We start from the raw sequence: 19971 nt of genomic DNA, 5'->3' as shown, positions 1-19971 counted from the left end.
GCGGCCGCGACCCTGAATCGCCACGGAGCCCACGCCATGAGCGAACCCGTGCCCCGCGCAACCCACAATCCGGCCTGGCTGGACGACGAGACCCTGGCCGCGGTGCGGCCCCAGGTGCGACGCCTGCTGCAGTCCTCGCCGGGCTTCCGCGAATTGCCGGTGGCCGAGCAGCAGGAGCTGGCCCGCAACATGGTGCGGGTGGCCTCCTACATGTCCAACCCCGACGGCCTGGCCAAACAGGAGTTGACCCCGGGCCGCGGCGTGCTGGCCAAGGACGAGGCGCCGCAGGGCGGCCTGGCGCGCGCGCTGGCCGGCGAGGTCGACGCCGCCAAGCGCAAGGCATCGGAGAAGGTCGGCACCTTCGCCGGCAGCGACTTCGAGGCCGGCTCGGTCGAGCAGGGCGCGACCAACTTCCGCAAGTACATCGGCGCGGTCGACTTCCCCGCCTTCGTCGGTGGCCTGATCCAGAACGTGTTCCAGGCCATCGTCGACGCCTCGATCCAGCAGATGCGCGCCTACGGCGAGCTGCTCAAGTCGGTCTCGCAGACCGTCGACCAGTTCGCCTCCGACAACATCAGCCTGAACAACGCCCGCGACTGGCTGGTCGACCGCTTCGCCGGCGACTTCCGCATCGAGACCGCCAGCGACGGTTTCGACGAGGGCGGCGGCCCGCGCGTGGCCCTGGTCAACGAAGACAACGCGCAGGAGGTGATGGGCCGGGTCAACCAGGAAATGCAGATGGCCAAGCCGATCACCGACCTGTCCGATCCCGAGCAGGAGGGGCGGCTGGCGCAGGCGGCGCGGATGCAGATGGCGCGCAGCCGCCAGCAGCTGCTGTCGTCGATGGTGATCCTCGGAATCAACCGGATCGTGATCACCGACGGCGCGATCAATGCCAAGGTGGTGTTCGACTTCCGCGCTTCCGACCAGGCCCAGCGCAGCGCCGCCGCCTCGCTGTACGACCGCGACACCAGCTACAACCGCAATACCACCGTGGCCGGCGCGCACTTCGGATGGGGCGGCGCGGCCACCGCCAACACCAATGTGCAGACCCACATGACCACGGTGTCCTCGTCGGTCGACGAGGAGTCCGAATCCAAGCAGGAGATGAAGGCCAAGCTGACCGGCGAGGTGCGGGTCAACTTCAAGTCGGACTACTTCCCGATGGAGAAACTGGCCTCGCCGGCGATGATCGCCGCGATCCAGGGCAATTCGACGCCGGTCGACCCCAACTACATCCCGTCGACCCGCAACGCGGCCGGTGCCGGCGGCAGCGGCGGTTGAGCGGAGCACGCGCATGCGCCTGGCCCCGCCGCCCGCCGACGTCTGCCTCTACCCGGGCCATGAGCATGCCGGCCTGCTGCGTTCCTTGTCGCTGGCGATGTCGGTGCTGGGCGAGCGCAAGGCGCTGGCGTTGGCGCTGTCGGGCACCGGCTTCGACGAACTGGGCGCGATCGACCTGCCGCCGGGGCCGGCCGGTGGCCTGGATCGGGTGCGGCTGCGCGCGGCCGCGCCACTGTATTTTGCCGCCAAGCTCGAGGATGCCGGCCTGCTGCCGACCGCCGAGCTGATCGCGGGCCTGTTCGCCAGCGGTGCGATCACCCAGCCGATCGGCCCGGTCGCGCGGATGATCAACGATTTCTGGCGTGCCCGTCGCGAACGATTGAGCGCGGACGAACGTGCCGCGATCTACGCGCGCGCGGTCGAGCCGCCGTACTTCGACCGGTTGATGGCCGCGCTGTGCGAGGCCATCGTTGCCCAGGCCGACGGCAGCGACATCCGCGAGCGGGTCGTGCTGGAGACCGCGATCGACGCGCTGGTCGAGTTCCTGTCCCAACGCGTGGATCCGATGGCGGCGATGGCCGCGCGCGACATCGTCGAGAACATCAACCAGGCGTTGGGCTTCATGCGCGATCGCATGCTGCAGGCGGCGTTCGGGGTGCAGTCGCTGTGGTCCCTGGTCGCGATCGCCGGCGACGCGCGCGGGCAGGGCGCCGGACCGGTGCAGCGGCATGTCGATCTCGGACGCGCCGGCCAGACCGTGCTGTTGTGGCTGGCCGAGCATGCCGGTACCTCGGCGCCGCTGCTGGACCCGGGCGATTTCGAGCTGATCGGCGCCGCCCAACGCTGGTTGAGCGGTCGCATCGAGAGCGGGACGGCGACCGCGCCGATGGACATGCCGGTGCTGCCGGCATTGCCGGCGGTGGCCTGAGATGGCGGCCCTGGCGGCCCCGCCGGTGCGCGCCCGGGCCTCCGCGGCGCCGGTGCTCCTGGCCGGCGGGCAGGGCCGGCCGCCGGCGCCGTGGATACGCAGTGCCGTGCGCGAGGTGCTGGAGCGCGCGCCCAACTACCGCCACCTGTCCGCCGACGATCGTCGCACCCTGGCCGGCGCGATGGTCCGGGTATCGGCATTGGCCGCCGAACTGATCGACGAGGAGGGACAGGCGCAACAGGCCATCGAACGGCAGGGCGGCGATTCCACGCCTGTCGGCGTTTCGCAGGGGCCTCGACGACCGGCGCCACTGGCGCGGGCGCAGTCGCAACCGGGCTTCGCCGCCGCCGCCGATCGCGTTGCCGGCACCACCCAGGCGGTGCTCAACGCGGTCTCGTTCCCGCGCTTCGTGACCGATCTGATCAATGGCGTGTTCCGCGCGATGCTCGACTCCAGCACCCAGCAGATGCAGCAGTACGTGCAACTGCTGAACGCGGTCTCGGCCTCGGCCGAGGGCTTCGAGCGGACCCAGTTCGGTCTGGCGCAGGTGCGGCAATGGGTGGCCGACCATTTTCCCGAGTCGGTCGAATACGAGACCCCCGACCCCGACTTCGACGATCCGGAGGATCCCGTCGAGACCCGCCTGCGGCTGCGCGACGGCGCCTCGATGCCCGAGGAGGAGGCGATCCGCGCCACCCTCGGCATGGAGCCGGGCGAGAGCGTCGATGCCGGCAATCCCGAGCAGTTGGTGCCGCTGGCGCGGCGCTATCTGGCCCGCCAGCGCCAGCAGATGCTGGCGACGATGGTGATGATGGGCATGCACCGGATCGTCATCGACAGTGGCCGGATCAATGCGGCGATGCGATTCCATGTCGATACCCGCAGCGCCGCCAGCGAGGACCGCGGAAGCCAGTTCAGCCTGCAGAACCGGGTGCGCGCCGCCGGCCGTTTCGGCGCCGGTCCATGGGGCGTGAGCGCCGAGGTCGAGAACAACATCGGCTACGTCTCGACCCAGCGCAACCAGAGCACCGAGGAGATGAACACCGACTTGGAGCTCAACTCCTCGGTCGAACTGAACTTCCGCAGCGACTACCTGCCGCTGAACCGGATGGCCGCGCAGGCCCAGGCCGACCGCATCCGCAACGCCTCGATCAACCCGGTCGCCGAAAGCGACCCGATCGCCGCCCGCACCGAACGCCTGCAGGCCCAGCACGAGTCCGAACGCGCCCGTCGCGAGGCGATGGACACCGCGATCGGCGAAGCCGGCCAGACCTCGATGGCGGACAGCCCGTTGGAGGTGCCCGAGCCCAATAGCGGCTCAGGAAGAAGCGGCTCGGGAGGAAGCGGCTCGGGAGGAAGCAGCTCGGGAGGAAGCAGCTCGGGAGGAAGCAGCTCGGGAGGAAGCAGCTCGGGGGGCAGCAGCTCGGGAGGAAGCAGCTCGGGAGGAAGCGGCTCGGGAGGAAGCGGCTCGGGAGGAAGCGGCTCGGGAGGCAGCGGCTCGGGAGGCAGCGGCTCGGGAGGCAGCGGCTCGGGAGGAGGCGGCTCGGGAGGAGGCGGCTCGGGAGGAGGCGGCTCGGGAGGAGGCGGCTCGGGAGGAGGCGGCTCGGGAGGAGGCGGCTCGGGAGGGAGCGGGGGCTAACTGTCTGCTCGAGGGGGCGTACCCAGCGATCATGGGGCTGAGAACGCTGGCGACGGAACTCTCTCGGGCGTCGTGTGACAGCTGATGGCGAATATTGGTAAATATGCGCCGTGTAGTCTCGGCAGTTGTGGGCGAGCGGGACTCATACTAGAGTTGCCGCTATCGGGCGTCGGGTAGTCCGACCACGCCTTCTCGGATCTGCTCCCGCGTCGCAAGGGCACTGGAATGAACTCGTTGTGGCATGGATGCATCGGCCTGGTGGTTTTGTTGCTGGCTTCCTGTGGCCAGCAGCCGGCGGTCCCTCAGACGGTATTCGTGACCGAGCACGGACTAGGGCCCGACAAATGGGCTACGGCCTGGCTCCTTACCCGCCATGCGGTACCGGGTGCCGGGCTGGTAGTCGCCGAGACAGACAGTCCCCGACCCGCAGGCACGACTTTCGATATGCCAGGTTCCGACCTGCAAAGGGTCGGTGATCGATCAGTCTTTGAGGTGGCTCAAGAGGCACACGGGATTGATGATCCGGATGTGGCTCGTCTTGCCCAGATCATCAACGACATCGAAGTGAATTTCTGGGCGCCGAACATGGTTGCCGAGTCTGCTGTCGTCGAGCAGGCGTTTCGCGAGCTTCAGCGCGGGCAAACGTATGGCGAGGTGCCTCCTGAATGCTATATGGCGTTCTTTGATGCCGTGTACGACGCTCTTCGCTCGAGGCGGGTCGACAATGCGGAAATCGTGCCGGGCTCGCTTGCGGTGGACTGCGGTCGCCATGCCCTGGTTGAAGGGCAGAGCAATCGAATCGTTCCAGAGGTGGCCATTCCCGGCCTCCTCGAAGAGATGGAACGAGGAAAGTCGGTGATATTCGTCGATGTCCGGGAGGCAAACGAATATGGCGAGGCGCATATTCCAGGTGCCCTGAATATCACTCTGCGCGAGTTGGATGCCGCCGCAATCGACAGGGTTCAAGGCGCTGATTACGTCGTCGCGTATTGCGTCAAGGATTTTCGTGGGTTCGAGATGGCCAAGGCATTGCGTGAAGCGGGTGTCCAGAATGCGGTCATTCTGCAGCCATACGGAATGAAAGGCTGGTTGTCTCAGGGGCTCCCAATGGCCGGTTCCGAGGCAATGGGCGAGATCGATGCGCAAAGGCAGATGGCCGAGTGCATTTCGGCGCCGGGTCGTTGCCTCTCCAAGGAAAGTACACGGTAGTCACCAAGAGACGATTCTCCATATGTCTGCAGGGAAGCTGAAAAAGGTTCTTGTTTGTATGGTGTTTGCGGCCGTGCTGCTGGCGCCTGTTGTTGTGTGGCTGGTTTCCGTGGGTAATCCACTGGACTATCTGGACCACACGCTGCCGCCAGGTCAGGCCCTCTATGTGACTTCGAAATTCGCCGCGCTGCTGGCGTTGAGCTGCTTCTGGGCGCAGTGCCTGCTTGCGCTTGCGCGGCGCACTCCCGTGCTCAATGGGATCCCGCCGGCGCCGCTCAAGCTTCATCGGCGACTTGGGTGCGCGACACTTGTTCTGGTCTTGGCCCACGTCGGCCTGTTTTTCGTTGCCGCATCTCTTCGCGGTGGCGTGCCGGCATGGAGCCTGCTGCTGCCCAACTTTGGACAGGGCTACTACAACGCCTTCGTGAGCCTGGGGCTTCTGGCCTTCTGGTGCCTGCTCCTTGTTGCATATGCCGGGTGGAGGGTTTCAAGAGGTCGGCAACGTTGGAAGCTTGTGCATATGCTGTGGTTCGTCGTTTTTACCCTGGTATTCCTGCATGCCTATGCGATCGGGAGCGAATCCCGGTTCGGAGCCATGCGTTACGTATTGTTGTTTGTTGCGACAAGCTTGGTGGCCGCCTCCTGGTCAAGGTTGCGGGTGGCCATGAAGGGGCGGCGTCCCGCTATCGAGCAGCCGGCCGGAGTTGCGTTGGAGCAAGTGCGGGAACGAGAGCGTGTCTGAGCTCAATCTCTCTCGTCAGTCACGGGTGGCGATGGTTGCCCATGAAGGTGCAATTAGGCAATGCGGAGATCGAGGACGATGAACAAGCGTTTTTCGCCCGCCGTTATGGCGATCCTGATGATTGCGGCTACATGGGTTGTCGCAAGCATTCCCGCATCGTCGCAGACATCGTCTGGAGAAGGGGAGGTTCTGCTCTATTCATTGCCTGACACGCATTACGAGCCGTTGCTTCGAATCACCGGCATGGCCGAGCCCGATCAGCCGATCCGTGTCGAACTCAATCAGAACACCGTCGCCTGGACCCAGACCAATGGCAGCGGCGATTTTGCCGCGCAGGTCCAGCTTCAGCCGGGCTCCAATGAGCTAAGGGTCTGGGGTGATGAGACGCGTGTGCCGCCTCCATCCTCCGTGGCGCAGAATGTGTTCTATCGTCCGACAAGTGCGCCGTCGCTCAATGCCACCAGCGCGACCGCGACCACTGCCGGGCCGCCTGCACCGGTACTCGATGTTCCACCTTCGACGACGGCCGATAACCCGCTCTCGATCAGTGGCTCGGTGTCTGTTGGAGGCGCCGTCAGCTTTTATGTGAACGGACGCTACACGCGCACGGTAGACGTCGCGACGGGCGGAAATTTTGCCGCCTGGGTACCGCTGGAGGATGGTGCCAACAGCGTCTATGCCGTGATCAGCGACGGAACCGGTCAGAGCCCTGTTTCCAATACGGTCGATACGGTCTACACGAACCAGCTATCGAGAAGCCAATCCGGGACAGTGGTTGCGGATACGGTCTGGACGGCCGGCGATGGAACGCCCTACTCAATCGACGGGCACCTGGTCGTCGACAGCGGGGCGACGCTATGGATACAGCCCGGTGTTCAGGTGAACGTGTCCGGCAGTTACAAACTGACGGTGCAGGGCGAGCTGGTGGTTTCGGGCAGTGCGTTGGAGCCGGTGGTGTTGCGGCCGATCTCCTCGGCTTGCGACGGCGTCTCGGTCAGGCGTCAGGACTGGCAGGGGATCGAGATACAGGTCGGCGCAAGCGCGAACGTCGAGTACGCCGAGATCCACTGTGCAAGCAACGGCTTGCACTTCGACGGTGGGGACGGCTCGGTCCGGCATTCGAAGTTGCTGAACAACTTGGTCGGTATTCGGATGCTGGCGGCGTCGCCGACAGCCCGGATTGCTCCTCAGGTAACGGCGGAGAATGAAGTTCGTGGCAGCTTGTACGGCCTGCATGTCGGTATCAACAGTGCGCCGGTCGTAAGTGGTGGCAACGAGATCACCGACAATCATCGCGGCCTGTACGTATATGGAAACCATGACGCCGCCCAGAATCCGGCACCGGTGGTAACGGGGAACCGACTGTACGGAAATAGCAGCGACAACTATTTCGCAGATTACTTTGGCGATTCGGCTGCGACGGTGCTGGACGCTTCGGGGAACTGGTGGGGAACCGTCGATCCGGCGAGCATCGCGGCGGGCATTCGCGACTGGAACGATGATCCCGGAGATGCTCCCGTTGTGGACTATCACGGCTATCTGGACGGTCCCGGCGGTGCGCCTGTCTACGTGGGTGAGACCTTGAACGGCCCGATAGCCTCGGACCGGACGCTGTCCGCAACGGAGTATCTGCTGCTGGGGCATGTGACGGTGGCCTCGGGGGCGACGCTGACGCTGGATGCCGGCACCCAGCTGAACGTACCGGGCAACTACACACTGACGGTGCAGGGCGGCCTGGTAGTGGCGGGAAGCGTCTCGCAACCGGTGGTGCTGCGGCCGACTGCGTCGGCGTGCGATGGCGTGTCGACCCAGCGTCAGGACTGGCGTGGCATCGAAGTGCAGGCAGGCGCAACAGCGAGTATCGAGTACGCCGAGATTCACTGCGCCAACAAGGGCGTGTACTTCGATGGCGGTGATGGTGCGGTCCAGCACTCGAAACTTCTGAACAACTACACAGCTATTCAGATGTCCGCTGCATCGCCAGAGACGCAGATCGCCCCGCAGATTGTGGCCGGGAACGAGATTCGCGGCAGCAACTATGGTCTATATGTGGGTATCAATAGTGCGCCACTGGTGAGCGGCGGCAACGAAATTGCGGGCAACCATCGCGGCATATATGTGTATGGGAATCGCAATGCAGCCCATAATCCGGCGCCTGTGGTGACCGGGAATCGGTTGTACAACAACAGCAGCGACAGCTATTTCGCGGACTACTTCGGAAACTCTGCCTCGACAGTGCTGGATGCTACCGGGAATTGGTGGGGGTCCACCGATCCGGCGAGCATCGCGACGGATATCCGTGACTGGAGCGACGATTCAGGTGATGCGCCGGTCGTGGATTATAGCCATTATCTGGACGGCCCCGGTGGTGCGCCGGCTTATGTGGGCGAGACATTGAACGGTCCGATCACGGCCGATCGGACTCTATTGGCGACGGAATACTTGTTGCTGGGGCAAGTCGTCGTGGCTTCGGGGACGACGCTGACGCTGGAGGCCGGCACCCAATTGAACGTGTCGGGCAACTACAAGCTGACGGTGCAGGGTAGCCTGGTGACGGTTGGAAGTGCGTCTCAGCCGGTGGTGCTGCGACCGACTGCATTGGCGTGCGATGGCGTGTCGACCAAGCGCCAGGACTGGATGGGAATTGAAGTGCAGGCAGGCGCGACTGTGGATATCGAGTACACCGAGATCCACTGTGCGTACAGGGGCGTGTACCTCAATGGCGGCGATGGCACGATCCAGCATTCGAGGCTGCTGAACAACAACACCGGCATCCAGATGTCCGCGGCATCGCCGCAGACGCAGATCGCTCCACAGATCACAATGGGTAATGAGATTCGTGGTAGCGACTATGGCTTGCATGTCGGCATCAACAGTGCGCCGGTGGTGAGCGGTGGCAACGAAATTACGGGCAATAACCGCGGCATATATGTGTATGGAAATCGCAATGCGGCCCATAATCCGGCGCCTGTGGTGACGGGGAATCGGCTGTACGGAAACGTCAGCGACAATTACTTTTCGGACTACTTTGGTGACGCATCTTCGACGGTGCTCGACGCCACCGGGAACTGGTGGGGAACGGTTGATCCGGCGAGCATCGCCGCCGACATTCGTGACTGGAGTGATGACTCAACCGATGCGCCGGTCGTGAATTACCATGGTTATCTGGATGGCCCTGACGGTGCGCCGGTCTATACGGGTGAGACGCTGAACGGTCCGATCGCCGTCGATCGTACGCTCTCGGCATCCGAATATTTGCTGTTGGGGCAGGTAACCGTGGCCTCGGGGGCGACGTTGACACTGGGCGCTGGCGCCCAACTGAACGTGCCAGGCAACTACAAGCTGACGGTACAGGGCGGCTTGGTCGTTACAGGCACTGCCTCGCAACCGGTCGTGCTGCGACCGACTGCGTCGGCCTGCGACGGCGTGTCGACCAAGCGCCAGGACTGGCTGGGCATCGAAGTACAGGCAGGTGCGGCCGCGGATATCGAGTATGCCGAGATCCACTGTGCCAACAGGGGCGTGTACTTCAATGGCGGTGATGGTGCGGTCCGTCATTCGAAGCTGCTGAACAACTACACCGGCATCCAGATGTCGGCGGCATCGCCGGCGGCGAAGATCGCTCCGCAGATCACCTCTGGAAACGAGATCCGGGGGGGGCAGTACGGCCTGCATATTGGCATCAACAGCGCGCCCGTAGTGACCGGAAGCAATGAAGTTACAGGCAACTTTCGTGGCATTCATGTGTATGGCAACCGCAACCCCGATCACAATCCAGCACCGGTGGTAACCGGGAACTGGTTGTACGGGAACGATAGTGTGGACTACTACACGGACTACTTTGGCGATTCGGCCTCGACGGTGCTGGATGCCACCGGGAACTGGTGGGGAACGGTCGATCCGGCGAGCATCGCGGCGGATATCAATGACTGGAGCGACGACCCGACCGATGCGCCGGTCGTGGACTATCGCAGCTATCTGGATGGCCCCGACGGTGCGCCGGTCTATACGGGTGAGACGCTGAACGGGCCGATTGCGGCCGATCGTACCCTGTCGTCCACGGAATATCTGTTGCTCGGACATGTGACGGTGGCCCCTGGTGCGACGCTGACGCTGAGCCCTGGCACCCAGCTGAACGTGCCGGGTAACTACAAGTTGAAGGTGCAAGGCGGCTTGGTGGCGGCGGGTTCAGCCACACAGCCAGCGGTCTTGCGGCCGAGCACCTCGGCCTGCGATGGCGTGTCGACGCGACGCCAGGATTGGCAGGGCATTGAGGTGGTGGCGGGAGCGACAGCGAGTCTCGACTATGTCGAGATCCACTGCGCCAACAGGGGGCTGTACTTTAATGGCGGTGACGGTACGGTCAGGCACTCAAGGTTGTTGAACAACTACACAGGCATCCAGATGTCGGCGGCCTCGCCGGCGTCGCAGATCGCCCCGCAGATCACGGAGGCGAACGAGATCCGCGGCAGTAACGACGGTCTCTATGTGGGTATCAATAGCGCACCTCTGGTGAGTGGTGGCAATGAGATCACCGGTAACTATCGCGGCATATATGTGTACGGCAACGCAAACGTCGCAAACAATCCGGCGCCGGTGGTGACCGGGAATCAGCTGTATGGAAACAGCGGCGAGGATTACCACGCGAACTACTTCGGCGATTCGGCGTCGACGGTGCTGGATGCCACCGGGAACTGGTGGGGCAGCGTGAATCCAGCGAATATCGCCGCCAGTGTGCGTGACTGGAATGATGATCCCTCCGATGCTCCGGTTGTGGACTACGGTAGCTATCTGGATGGCCCCGGGGGGGCGCCTGTCTACGCAGGTGAATCCGTGCAGGGCGTGATCCTCGCGGACCGCACCCTGCCGGCGGGGGAACACCAGATGCTCGGAAACGTGGTTGTGTCGCCTGGCGTGACGCTCACCCTGGCTGCGGGCGCGCGATTGGACGTCGTGCCTGGTCAAAAACTGCAGGTCGCCGGTACGCTGATCGTGCAGGGGGACATGGCCAACCGCGTGGTGTTCGGTTCAACCGCCCCCACGCCCGCAAAGGGCGATTGGTATGGCATCGAGGTGACCGAAACCGGCGTGCTGGACATGCAGCATGCCCGTATCGAGTACGCCAGCTACGGCGTGGATTTCGATGGTGGTGAGGGCACGATTCAGCAGTCGTTGTTCCGTCACAACACCTACGGCATCTACGTGCGTGCAGGCAGTTCGCCGCAGATCACCAACGGCAACGAGATCACGGCCAACAACTACGGCATCTACGTGCGCGGCAACGAGGCCGAGGCGCAGAATCCCGCCCCGGTGGTTCATGGCAGCAACATCCATGCCAATCAAAACTACAACGTATACGCCTCCTATTTCGGCAATCCTGCTGCTGCCGTGCTCGATGCAACGGGGAACTGGTGGGGCAGCAATGACCCGGCCGTCATCGTGACCACGATCTACACCGGTCATGAAACGTCGCCCAATGTTGACTACGGCAGCTTCCTCTCCGCCCCCAACGGCGAGCTGGCGGTGGTCGTGAGCGATGTCCAGTTGAGCGCGAGCCAGATCCAACCACTGGATGGCGAGTCCGCCCAGGGGGTGTTCACGGTGAGTCGTCCGGCAACGGTGACGGTGCAGATCCGTCGCGAACGCGACAATGCACTGCTGTACACGGACAGCAATGCGATTGCGACGGCGGGGCAGCATGCGTTCTCCTGGAATGGCAAGGACTCCCAGGGGGAGAACGTCGGACCCGGGCTGTATCGGGTCGTCCTGATCGCGGACGACGGCCGTGATCCGTATCTGTTCGATGCCTTTGCCCCAAGCGGAGTGGGCAGCGTGGCCGGATCCGTTCCCAGCCGATATGCGGCCTACAAGAACGAGTTCTACAGGATATCGGTGACGATGACTTACCCGGGGCTGTTGAGCATGCAGGTCACCCCTTCGGGTGAGAATGCCTTCTATGCCTTCCAGGATGTCTATTACGAGGCAGGCCAGCACTGGCTCCATTGGGACGGGCGGCGGCCCGACGGCAGCATCGTCGATGGTCCGGTCTCGATCTACTATCCGGCCCCGGCGCGGGTGCGCCCCACGGCAATCCATGTGCTGGACGACGCGCCGATCGTTACCGGCCCCGGCGCGGCGCCCGACATCGAGGTCAAGGCGGATCCGTATCTGATATCCCACAGCTACGAGCAGGTCACGCGCATGGCGTATCGGATCAGTCAGGAAGCGTACGTGCGGTTCGTTCTGCTGCCTCCAGGTGTGGCCGACCCCAACGATCCGTCGGCGATCGTTCTGGTGGATGACCAGTTACTGCAAGCCAATGACGCCGGTGGCAATCCGCTGGATCACGTGGTCGAGTGGCGCGGCTATGACACGCAGGGTGCCGGCGGCCAACCGACGTCCGTGAATCAGGTGCTGGTTTCCGAAGAGGGCGCGTACACCTTCGCCATTCAGGCCCGATCGGCCGAGAACCAGAGTGCGTCCCTGTATCGGGGCGTGGTGAATCTGTACCGCTAGCCAAGGAATAGCGTTCGATGTCATCGGTTTCGAGAGAGAACATGCGTTCACCCAAACCACGAATCTTGACCCTGGCCGGCCTGTGCCTGGCGCTGATGTCGGGCTGCCGATCGGAGGCGCCGGAGTCGATTGCGTTTCTGGCCGTTTCGGACGGCTACTGGGAGGTCTGGGTGACCGATGACGAAGGCCGCTCGCCGCGCAAGCTCAGTGACTTCAAGGCCGATGTCTCCAGGATTTCCTGGTTTCCGGATGGCAACACGCTGCTGGTCAACCTGCACGACGGCCGAATGTTCAGGCTCGATGCCGACAGTGGCGAAGCCTCCGCAGTCCAGGCGCCGATGCCGGGCATTCTGGATGCCGTGGTTTCCCCCGATGGGCGACAGGCAACGTTCTCGCTCAGTACCGCGGACAGTATCGACAACAACGACATCTGGACCTTCGATCTGTCCACCGGTGGTCTCAACAAGTTGACTTCGATGGCCCGCCTGCAGCACGAGCCGACCTGGTCGAGCGACGGCGCGCAGGTTTACTTTCTTTCCGGACGGGGCGGGCAGACGCACGACATCTGGCGGGCGGATGTCGCGACCCGCGAGACCGAGCAGCTGACCGTCAACGCCCTCTATCACTTCGATCTGGCCGCCCGGCCCGATGGCGCCCTCGCGTATTCGGGCAATCAGACCGGCAATTACGACCTGTGGATCCGCCATCCGGACGGCCGCGCCGAGCAATTGACCGACGATCCCGAGCTCGACGCGCGCCCGACCTGGTCGCCGGACGGGAAGGCGCTGGCATTCGAGTCCACGCGTGACGGCAATATCGACATCTGGCGGTATGACCTGGGATCCAGCGAGCTCAAGCGCCTTACCGAGATGCCCGAGGGCGCGCGACATCCGGTCTGGTCGCCAGTCCACGGAGGCGAGCGATGAGTCGGGGGCGGCTGCGGATCGCGCTGATTCTTGTCACGCTCTGTCTTGCGGGGTGCGCAGAGCAGAAGAACACCGATGGCGCCCGACAGGCCGAAGAGCAGGAAGGCCCGCTCACGCCGGTGGCCGTTCCCGCCGCATCTGACCGGCCCGAGGCCGAGACCGACGAGGCGGCTGAGCCCGCCGCAGTCAGGATTACCCAGGTGCGGGCGGATCAATTGCGCTTCGATCCGGAGCGTGGTGAGACCGCCACTGTCCACTTCAGGATCGATGTCCCGGCGGAGGTGACCCTGGTGATCTACGACGGGCGCGACAGGCGCGTCCGCGAGGTCGAAGGCGGTCGCCTCGAAGCCGGAGAGCACAGCCTGGCCTGGGATGGGCAGGATGGCAGGGGGCGCCAGGTGCCGGCGGAGGCCTACGTCTACACCCTGGAGGCTATTGCCGACAGCGGCGCTCCGGTCATACACGACCTCACCGATCTGACCGGTGGTGAAGCTCTGGAGGTCGCCGACGTCGAATGGGATCCGGAAGCAGGGCTGGTGCGTTATCGCACCGACAAGCCCGCGCGCGTCAATATCCGTCTGGGCCTGCAGAACGGAGGGCCGTATCTGCGAACCCTGATCGACTGGGTGCCCCGAGCTGCGGGCAAGCAGGCCGAGTCCTGGGACGGCCAGGACGCTTCCGGCGTGCTCTCGCTGAGCCGGCATCCGCGTCTGTCGGTGGGCGTCATGGCCTACGGCCTGCCCGACAATACATTGCTGGTCGGAGCCGCTCCTGATCGGGTGAGCTTCGCCGATCTGCCGGAAGAGGCGAGCCGTCCGCGGCAGACGCCGAAAGGGCCCAAGCGCATGTATCACCACGCCGATCAGCCGCTGGAGACGCGGGGCGACGTCAGCGCGTCGCTGACCCTCGACGGCATCACCCGGCGCGACGCGCAGGGGCGCTGGATCGTATCCGGGAGCGTGCCGGTGCGGCTCAACGTCGCCGACGAGGACCGTGAGCTTGTCCTGACCCGCCGCTTCGAGCCGGTGTTCTTCGTGGATGGTATCTATGCCTTCGAGAACGAGGTCGGTTTCCTGCCGATGACCTGGCATTGGGATACTTCGTCGGTCAACGAGGGCGAGCACTTCGTCACCGTCAACGTGCGCGGTTATGACGGCAACTTCGGTACGGCCACCCTGAAGGTATGGGTGGATCGGCCCGGGGCCGGCAGCGCGCCGGCGGGCCAGGAACAGACCAGGGAGTAGGACGATGAGGCAACTGTCTGGAGCCATGTTGGGATTGCTTGTGGTGCTGGCCGGCATGCAGGGCGCGCATGCGCAGCAGCGAGCGTCCGGCGATGCGCATCGCTCGGCTGTACAGAATGCCGAGCGAACGCCGCCTTCCCGGCGTACCGAACGGCAGCACCTGGCTCTGGGGCAGGCGCATTACTCCGCCGGGCGGCTTGACGAAGCGGCGCAGGCCGCCGACGCCGCCATCAAGCGCAATCCCGCCTCGGCGGAAGGTTGGCGTATCCGTGGTGATGTCGCGCGCGAACGCGGCGACTGGCCGGCGGCCCTGAAGGCCTACGAACGTGCGACCCGTTCCGACCCGCGTCGGGCCGATCTGGAGTTGTTGCGGGGGCAGGCGTTGATGGAGCTGGGGCGGGAGCGCGAGGCCGATCAGGCGTTCGCGCGTTATCGGTCTCTGCAGCACATGCAGGTCGTTCCGGCAGGTGACGGGAAATGAGTGCGAATGGACAGCCCGAAGGCAAGGGGACGGTGATGCGCAAGCGTGGCGCGACAGTTTGGGGCTTGCTGTTGTTCCTGTTGATGGGAGCGGCTTCGGCACATGATTTTGGTGGTGGTACGAACGGCGATCCTCCACCGAAGGAAGAAGACTCTCCTGATTGTCAGAAGACCTCAGGACAGGGCTGTACTTGCCCTCTTGTGTCAGAAGCTGATCCGATCGATACAGAAAGCGGCGCACTGTATTTGGAGTATCGCGATCTAGATCATGGCTCGTCATTCCAGATTCGATTGGTGCGACGTTTTGACAGTCGTTCCAGGTTCGACACCGCGCTGGGCTATGGCTGGGCCTTCGATCACGACCGGCGGTTGTTCAAGTATCCGGATGGTTCGGTGGTGATCCGCTCCGGCTGTGGCCGTCGTGATCATTTTGTCAAAACCGGTGGCGCCTATGTCACCCCGCGCGATGCGCCGCAGGGTACTTTGAGTGAGTCTGTCGACGGATCATTCGAATACCGCTTTCCCGATGGTGAGCGCAATCGGTTTGACGTTGACGGACGGCTGGTCGCGATCGTCAACCGTTCAGGTCAGCAGCATGAGTTCCTGTATGACGCGCGTGGTCGGCTCCCCCTGGTCGGTACTTCGCCGCGGGCGGTGAACCCCGATCAGCCGATGGTGGTGGCCTACCAGCCGCGGCTGACACGGATCCAGGAGCGCAGCGCCGATGGCGTGCTGACCGGCTACTGGATCGCATTCGAGTACAGTGAGAGTACGGGCCGGCTGACCCGGGCGGTTGCCAGCGATGGTCGCCAAGTGACCTATGGCCACGACGAGTTCGAGGGTGCGACCCGCGGCAATCTGCGCACCGTCGCCGGCCTTGACGACTATGTGCAGGGGTTCGCCTATACCGATCCGGTCGACCCGCACCGGCTGACCGCCATCGTCAAGAACGAGGGCGCGGCGCCGGTCGTCAATACTTACAACGCCGCGGGCCAGGTGATCCGCCAGGTAGAAGGCGGCAGCACATTCGAGCTCGATTACTCGACGCCGGGCCGCAATGTCACCACCGAAATCGTGACCGATGCCTCCGGGGCGGAGTTGCAACGGCGGGTACGAACCCGCGAGTTCGACGAGGCCGGTTATCTGACCCGCAAGGTCGATGCGGCCGGGCATGAAGAGCGCTACATCTACAACGCCGGCAAGGATCGCATCCGCACCGAGACCTGGGAGAAGCAGGCCGACGGTAGCCTGGTGCTGTTGAAGGCGGTCGACAACACCTACAACGGCCAGGCGCAAAAGCTGACCGAGAGTGTGACCCTGGCCAGTGGCGAAGTCGTGACGGCCACCTGGACCTACGACCACGGCTGGATCGCCAGTGAGCAGAAGGCATCGACCGCGAGTCCGCAGGTGTTCCGGACAGAATACGAGTTCGTCCGCGATGCCCAGGGCGTGCCGATCAATATCGCCGCGGTCAAGCGCCGCAACGACGATGGCAGCTTTGCGACCACCTCCTATTCCTATTGCAGCGCGAGCGAGGCGGCCGCTCCGGGTAGCACTTGTCCGGACACCGCTCTACTCAAGACGGTGGATGGGCCGCGGACCGACGTCAGCGACCTGACCACCTATGTCTACTACGGCACTACCGATGTCAGTGGCTGCGGCAGTGCGAGCGGTCCCTGCCAGCGTCGCGGCGATCTGAAGCAGGTGACCAATGCACTTGGCCAATCAATGGACTACCTGCGCTATGACGGCGCCGGGCGGGCGGTCCAGGTGCGCGACGCCAACGGCGTGATCACCGACATGGTCTATCACCCGCGCGGCTGGCTGCTGGAACAGGCCGTGCGAGGTCCGGACGATGCGGTGACCACTGACGATGCGATCACCAGCTATCAGTACGACTCGCGCGGCAATGTCATTTCCCAGACCCGGCCCGACGGCAGTTTCCTGGAGTTCGAGTACGACGACCGCGATCGCCTGACCGTGACCCGGGACCCGGATGGCAATGAAGTCCGCTATACCCTGGACTCGATCGGCAACCGCTGGAAGGAAGAGACTTTCGCCGCTGACGGCACCCGGGTGCGGACCCTGAGCCGCGAATTTGACATGCTGGATCGCATCGCGCGGCAACTGGATGCGCAGAACCACACCACCGTACTCGTCTACGATGGACGCGGCCGCCAGACGCAGATCACGGATGCCTTGGGCCGACGTGCCGAGCAGAGCTACGATGCGCTGGATCGATTGAAACAGAGCATCACCGACGCCGACGGTCTGCAGGTCGGCACAAGTTTCCACTACGATGCCGCCGGTAATCTGCGCCAGGTGGTCGACCCCAAGGGGCTGGCCACGAGCTATCAGTACGACGCATTGGGCCAGTTGCTGCAGCTGGACAGCCCCGACACCGGTACGACGATCTATACCTACGACCCTGCGGGAAACCACAACAGCCAGACCGACGCCCGCGGCGAGACCTCGACCTACGGCCACGACGCGCTCAACCGGCTGAGCTCGGTGAGCTACAGCGACAGCAGCCTGGATGCGGCCTATGCCTACGACAGCGTCCAGCCCGGCTGTGCCACCGGCGAGACCTTCGCGATTGGTCGCCTGAGCCGGATGAGCGACGGCTCAGGCCACACCGACTACTGCTACGACCGCTTCGGCCAGCTGGTACGCAAGATCCAGGTCACCAATGGCCAGTCCTTCACCCTGCGCTACGCCTACACCCAGGCCGGTCAGCTGAGCCTGATGACCTATCCGGACGGCACCGAGGTCGACTACGTCCGCGACGGTCAGGGCCGCACCAGCGAGATCGGCGTCACCGCGCCGGGCGGCAGCCGGGAAGTGCTGTTGAGCAACGCCAGCTGGTACCCATCCGGCCCAGTCGGCGCCTGGACCTTCGGCAACGGTCGCACGCTGTCGCGCACGCTGGACCTGGACTACCGCCCGCAGTCGATCCTGAGTACCGATACCGGGTCGCCCACCAGTGGCGGTGGCCTCGACCTGGGCTTCCGCTTCGACGCGGTCGGCAACCTGACCAGCCTGCACGGCGCCGATCGTGCTGACCCGCCACGGGTGCGCCTGGACTACGACGCGCTGAGCCGGCTGACCGCGTTCCGCGACGGCCCGACCGACACCGCGATCGAAAGCTACGGCTACGACGCTACCGGCAACCGCACCAGTTTCACCAATGCCGGCGGCACCCAGGCCTACAGCTATCCGACCGACAGCCATCGACTCGGCGCGGTCGCCGGCGTGGCCCGCGGCTACGACGCGGTCGGCAACACCACCGCCATCGGCGGCACGAAGGAATACGTCTACAGCGCTGCCAACCGCCTGAGCGCGGTCAAGCAGGGCGGCGCGGTGACGATGCACTATGGCTACAACGGCAGCGGCGAGCGTGTGCACCGGCACCTGGGCAGCGACGTCACCTACAGCGTCTACGACGAAGCCGGCCACTGGGTCGGCGACTACGACGCCAGCGGCGCACCGAAGCAGCAGGCGATCTGGCTCGACGACCTGCCGGTGGGTCTGCTCAACGGCATCGCGGCAACCGCGAACCGCCTGCACTACATCGAACCCGACCACTTGGGCACCCCGCGCGCGGTGATCGAACCCCAGCGCGACGTCGCGGTATGGACCTGGGACATCGCCAGCGAAGCCTTCGGCAACAGCGCCCCGAACCAGGACCCCGACGGCGACAGCACCGCCTTCACACTCGACATGCGCTTCCCGGGCCAGCGCTACGATGCGGCGAGCGGACTGAACTACAACTACTTCCGGGACTATGAGGCGGGGACGGGGCGGTACTCGCAGAGTGATCCGATCGGATTGCTGGGTGGAATTGGCACATATAACTATGCGCTTGCCCAGCCGGTGCAGGTACACGATAGGCTCGGACTAAATCCAGCTACTATCGGTACAGCGGTGGTCCTTGGCGCAATTCAGGGGTGTGCCGGCGGTTGTGCTGGGGCGATCGTTGGAGATTACACGTCTTGCGTTATCGAGAAGCGAAGAGCGGGAGGTAAGAACCTCGGTCAGTGTAGCGACGAATGCACTCCAAATCCTTGTGATGCTTTGAGGTCCTGTGTTAGCGGTTGTATCGCCGGTGCAGTCCTAGGCGGCGTTACGGCAGGTCAAGGCGTGGCACTCAGTCCAGTTGCGGGGTATCTTCTCAGGAATTATTTCCGTTTTCTCTTCTCGCCAGATTTCTGTCAGAAGTACGGCATACCCGCGCCGCCAGATCCAATTCCGCTACCATTGCCAGACTGGTTGCGTAATCTTTAATCGTGAGGGTTGAATTATGTCAGCTGCTTTGAGAGGGGTCTGGGTCGACATTGTTTTCATTGTTGTAATGCTGGGTGTGCTTTTCGCGGGGATGCGCGGGTTTAATGGTTTTTTTCAAGTTGCCCTAGGGTTGGCTATTCTGTACTTGATTTTTATGGTTTTCAGGTTCCTGGTTAGAAAGAAAAGTGGTTGAGAAAGGAAAGGCGTAGGTGCGGGTGTTTATAATCGCCTGCGCTACGTCGAACCCGATCACATCGGCACCCTGCGCGCGGTGATGGAAAGCAGGGGTGGGTTCATTTTTTTTAGCCATTCAAAATCGAGGGCGTTTCGCAGTCATAAGCACCGACACGGCTCAAACGAGAGCCTCTCTCCGCTAGAGTTCGGGCGGCAAGCGGGGCAGTCCAATCATAGGTCGGAGCTGCCTAGTGTTCCCGAGGCAGTCCAGGTAGCCAGCTTTGCTGGCTGTTCATTGAGGTGCATGACAGGCCTGTTTCGGGCTTTTCGACTGATGCCTACGCCGTCGACTGACGACAGCGCTGGAGCGCACTGGGCCGACATGGCCCGCCGTTTGGCAGCGGTTTGACCGGTTCAAGGTTGAACTAGGTGGCATGCCGCTGTCGTTCGCGATGGGTCAGGAAGTTGCCGGGCGGCATAGCATGCGACTCGATATCAGTGCCCTCATTTTCTCGTAGGCAAACAGCCACAAAAAAGCCGGCGCG

At 63.8% G+C, this 19971-nt stretch carries 10 protein-coding genes; all 10 read left to right on the top strand.

Translation table 11 applies throughout. The features are described 5' to 3' along the window. The first annotated feature begins 36 nt into the window (after positions 1 to 36). The 10 genes from C9I47_RS10755 (at position 37) to C9I47_RS10710 (ending at position 19252) form a co-directional block, all read left to right on the top strand. On the top strand, positions 37 to 1284 hold the full coding sequence (locus tag C9I47_RS10755; protein ID WP_111266739.1) for a hypothetical protein: 1248 nt from the start codon (positions 37 to 39) through the stop codon (positions 1282 to 1284). Positions 1285 to 1297: 13 nt separating this feature from the next. After that, positions 1298 to 2212, top strand: a complete 915-nt coding sequence (locus C9I47_RS10750) for a hypothetical protein (RefSeq protein ID WP_111266738.1) — start codon at positions 1298 to 1300, stop codon at positions 2210 to 2212. Position 2213: 1 nt separating this feature from the next. Further along, positions 2214 to 3851 carry a hypothetical protein gene (locus C9I47_RS17715; protein WP_190238482.1) on the top strand — a complete coding sequence of 546 codons (1638 nt, stop codon included), beginning with the start codon at positions 2214 to 2216 and terminating at the stop codon, positions 3849 to 3851. A 225-nt stretch (positions 3852 to 4076) separates the two neighbouring features. Further along, positions 4077 to 5060: a chromate resistance protein ChrB domain-containing protein gene (locus C9I47_RS10740; RefSeq protein ID WP_111266737.1), complete on the top strand. Its 984-nt coding sequence runs from the start codon at positions 4077 to 4079 to the stop codon at positions 5058 to 5060. A gap of 22 nt (positions 5061 to 5082) precedes the next feature. After that, the gene (locus C9I47_RS10735; RefSeq protein WP_190238481.1) at positions 5083 to 5802 is read left to right on the top strand and encodes a ferric reductase-like transmembrane domain-containing protein; all 720 of its coding nucleotides are present in this window, start codon (positions 5083 to 5085) and stop codon (positions 5800 to 5802) included. 78 nt (positions 5803 to 5880) lie between these two features. After that, positions 5881 to 12318: a FlgD immunoglobulin-like domain containing protein gene (locus C9I47_RS10730; RefSeq protein WP_190238480.1), complete on the top strand. Its 6438-nt coding sequence runs from the start codon at positions 5881 to 5883 to the stop codon at positions 12316 to 12318. A gap of 41 nt (positions 12319 to 12359) precedes the next feature. Then, positions 12360 to 13244, top strand: a complete 885-nt coding sequence (locus tag C9I47_RS10725; RefSeq protein WP_190238479.1) for a TolB family protein — start codon at positions 12360 to 12362, stop codon at positions 13242 to 13244. Continuing rightward, on the top strand, positions 13241 to 14488 hold the full coding sequence (locus C9I47_RS10720; protein WP_111266733.1) for a FlgD immunoglobulin-like domain containing protein: 1248 nt from the start codon (positions 13241 to 13243) through the stop codon (positions 14486 to 14488). Before C9I47_RS10725 ends, C9I47_RS10720 begins: the two co-directional genes overlap by 4 nt. Before the next feature lie 4 nt (positions 14489 to 14492). Then, on the top strand, positions 14493 to 14969 hold the full coding sequence (locus C9I47_RS10715) for a tetratricopeptide repeat protein (protein ID WP_111266732.1): 477 nt from the start codon (positions 14493 to 14495) through the stop codon (positions 14967 to 14969). Next, positions 14966 to 19252, top strand: coding sequence for an RHS repeat-associated core domain-containing protein (locus C9I47_RS10710; RefSeq protein WP_111266731.1), 4287 nt, complete (start codon positions 14966 to 14968; stop codon positions 19250 to 19252). The genes C9I47_RS10715 and C9I47_RS10710 overlap by 4 nt, the downstream gene beginning before the upstream one ends. The last annotated feature ends 719 nt before the right edge of the window (positions 19253 to 19971 follow it).

Origin of the sequence: Marilutibacter maris (genome assembly GCF_003233695.1) — a bacterium.
In the GTDB taxonomy this organism is placed as follows: Bacteria; Pseudomonadota; Gammaproteobacteria; order Xanthomonadales; family Xanthomonadaceae; genus Marilutibacter; species Marilutibacter maris.
This window is presented reverse-complemented; position numbering and strand designations above follow the sequence as displayed.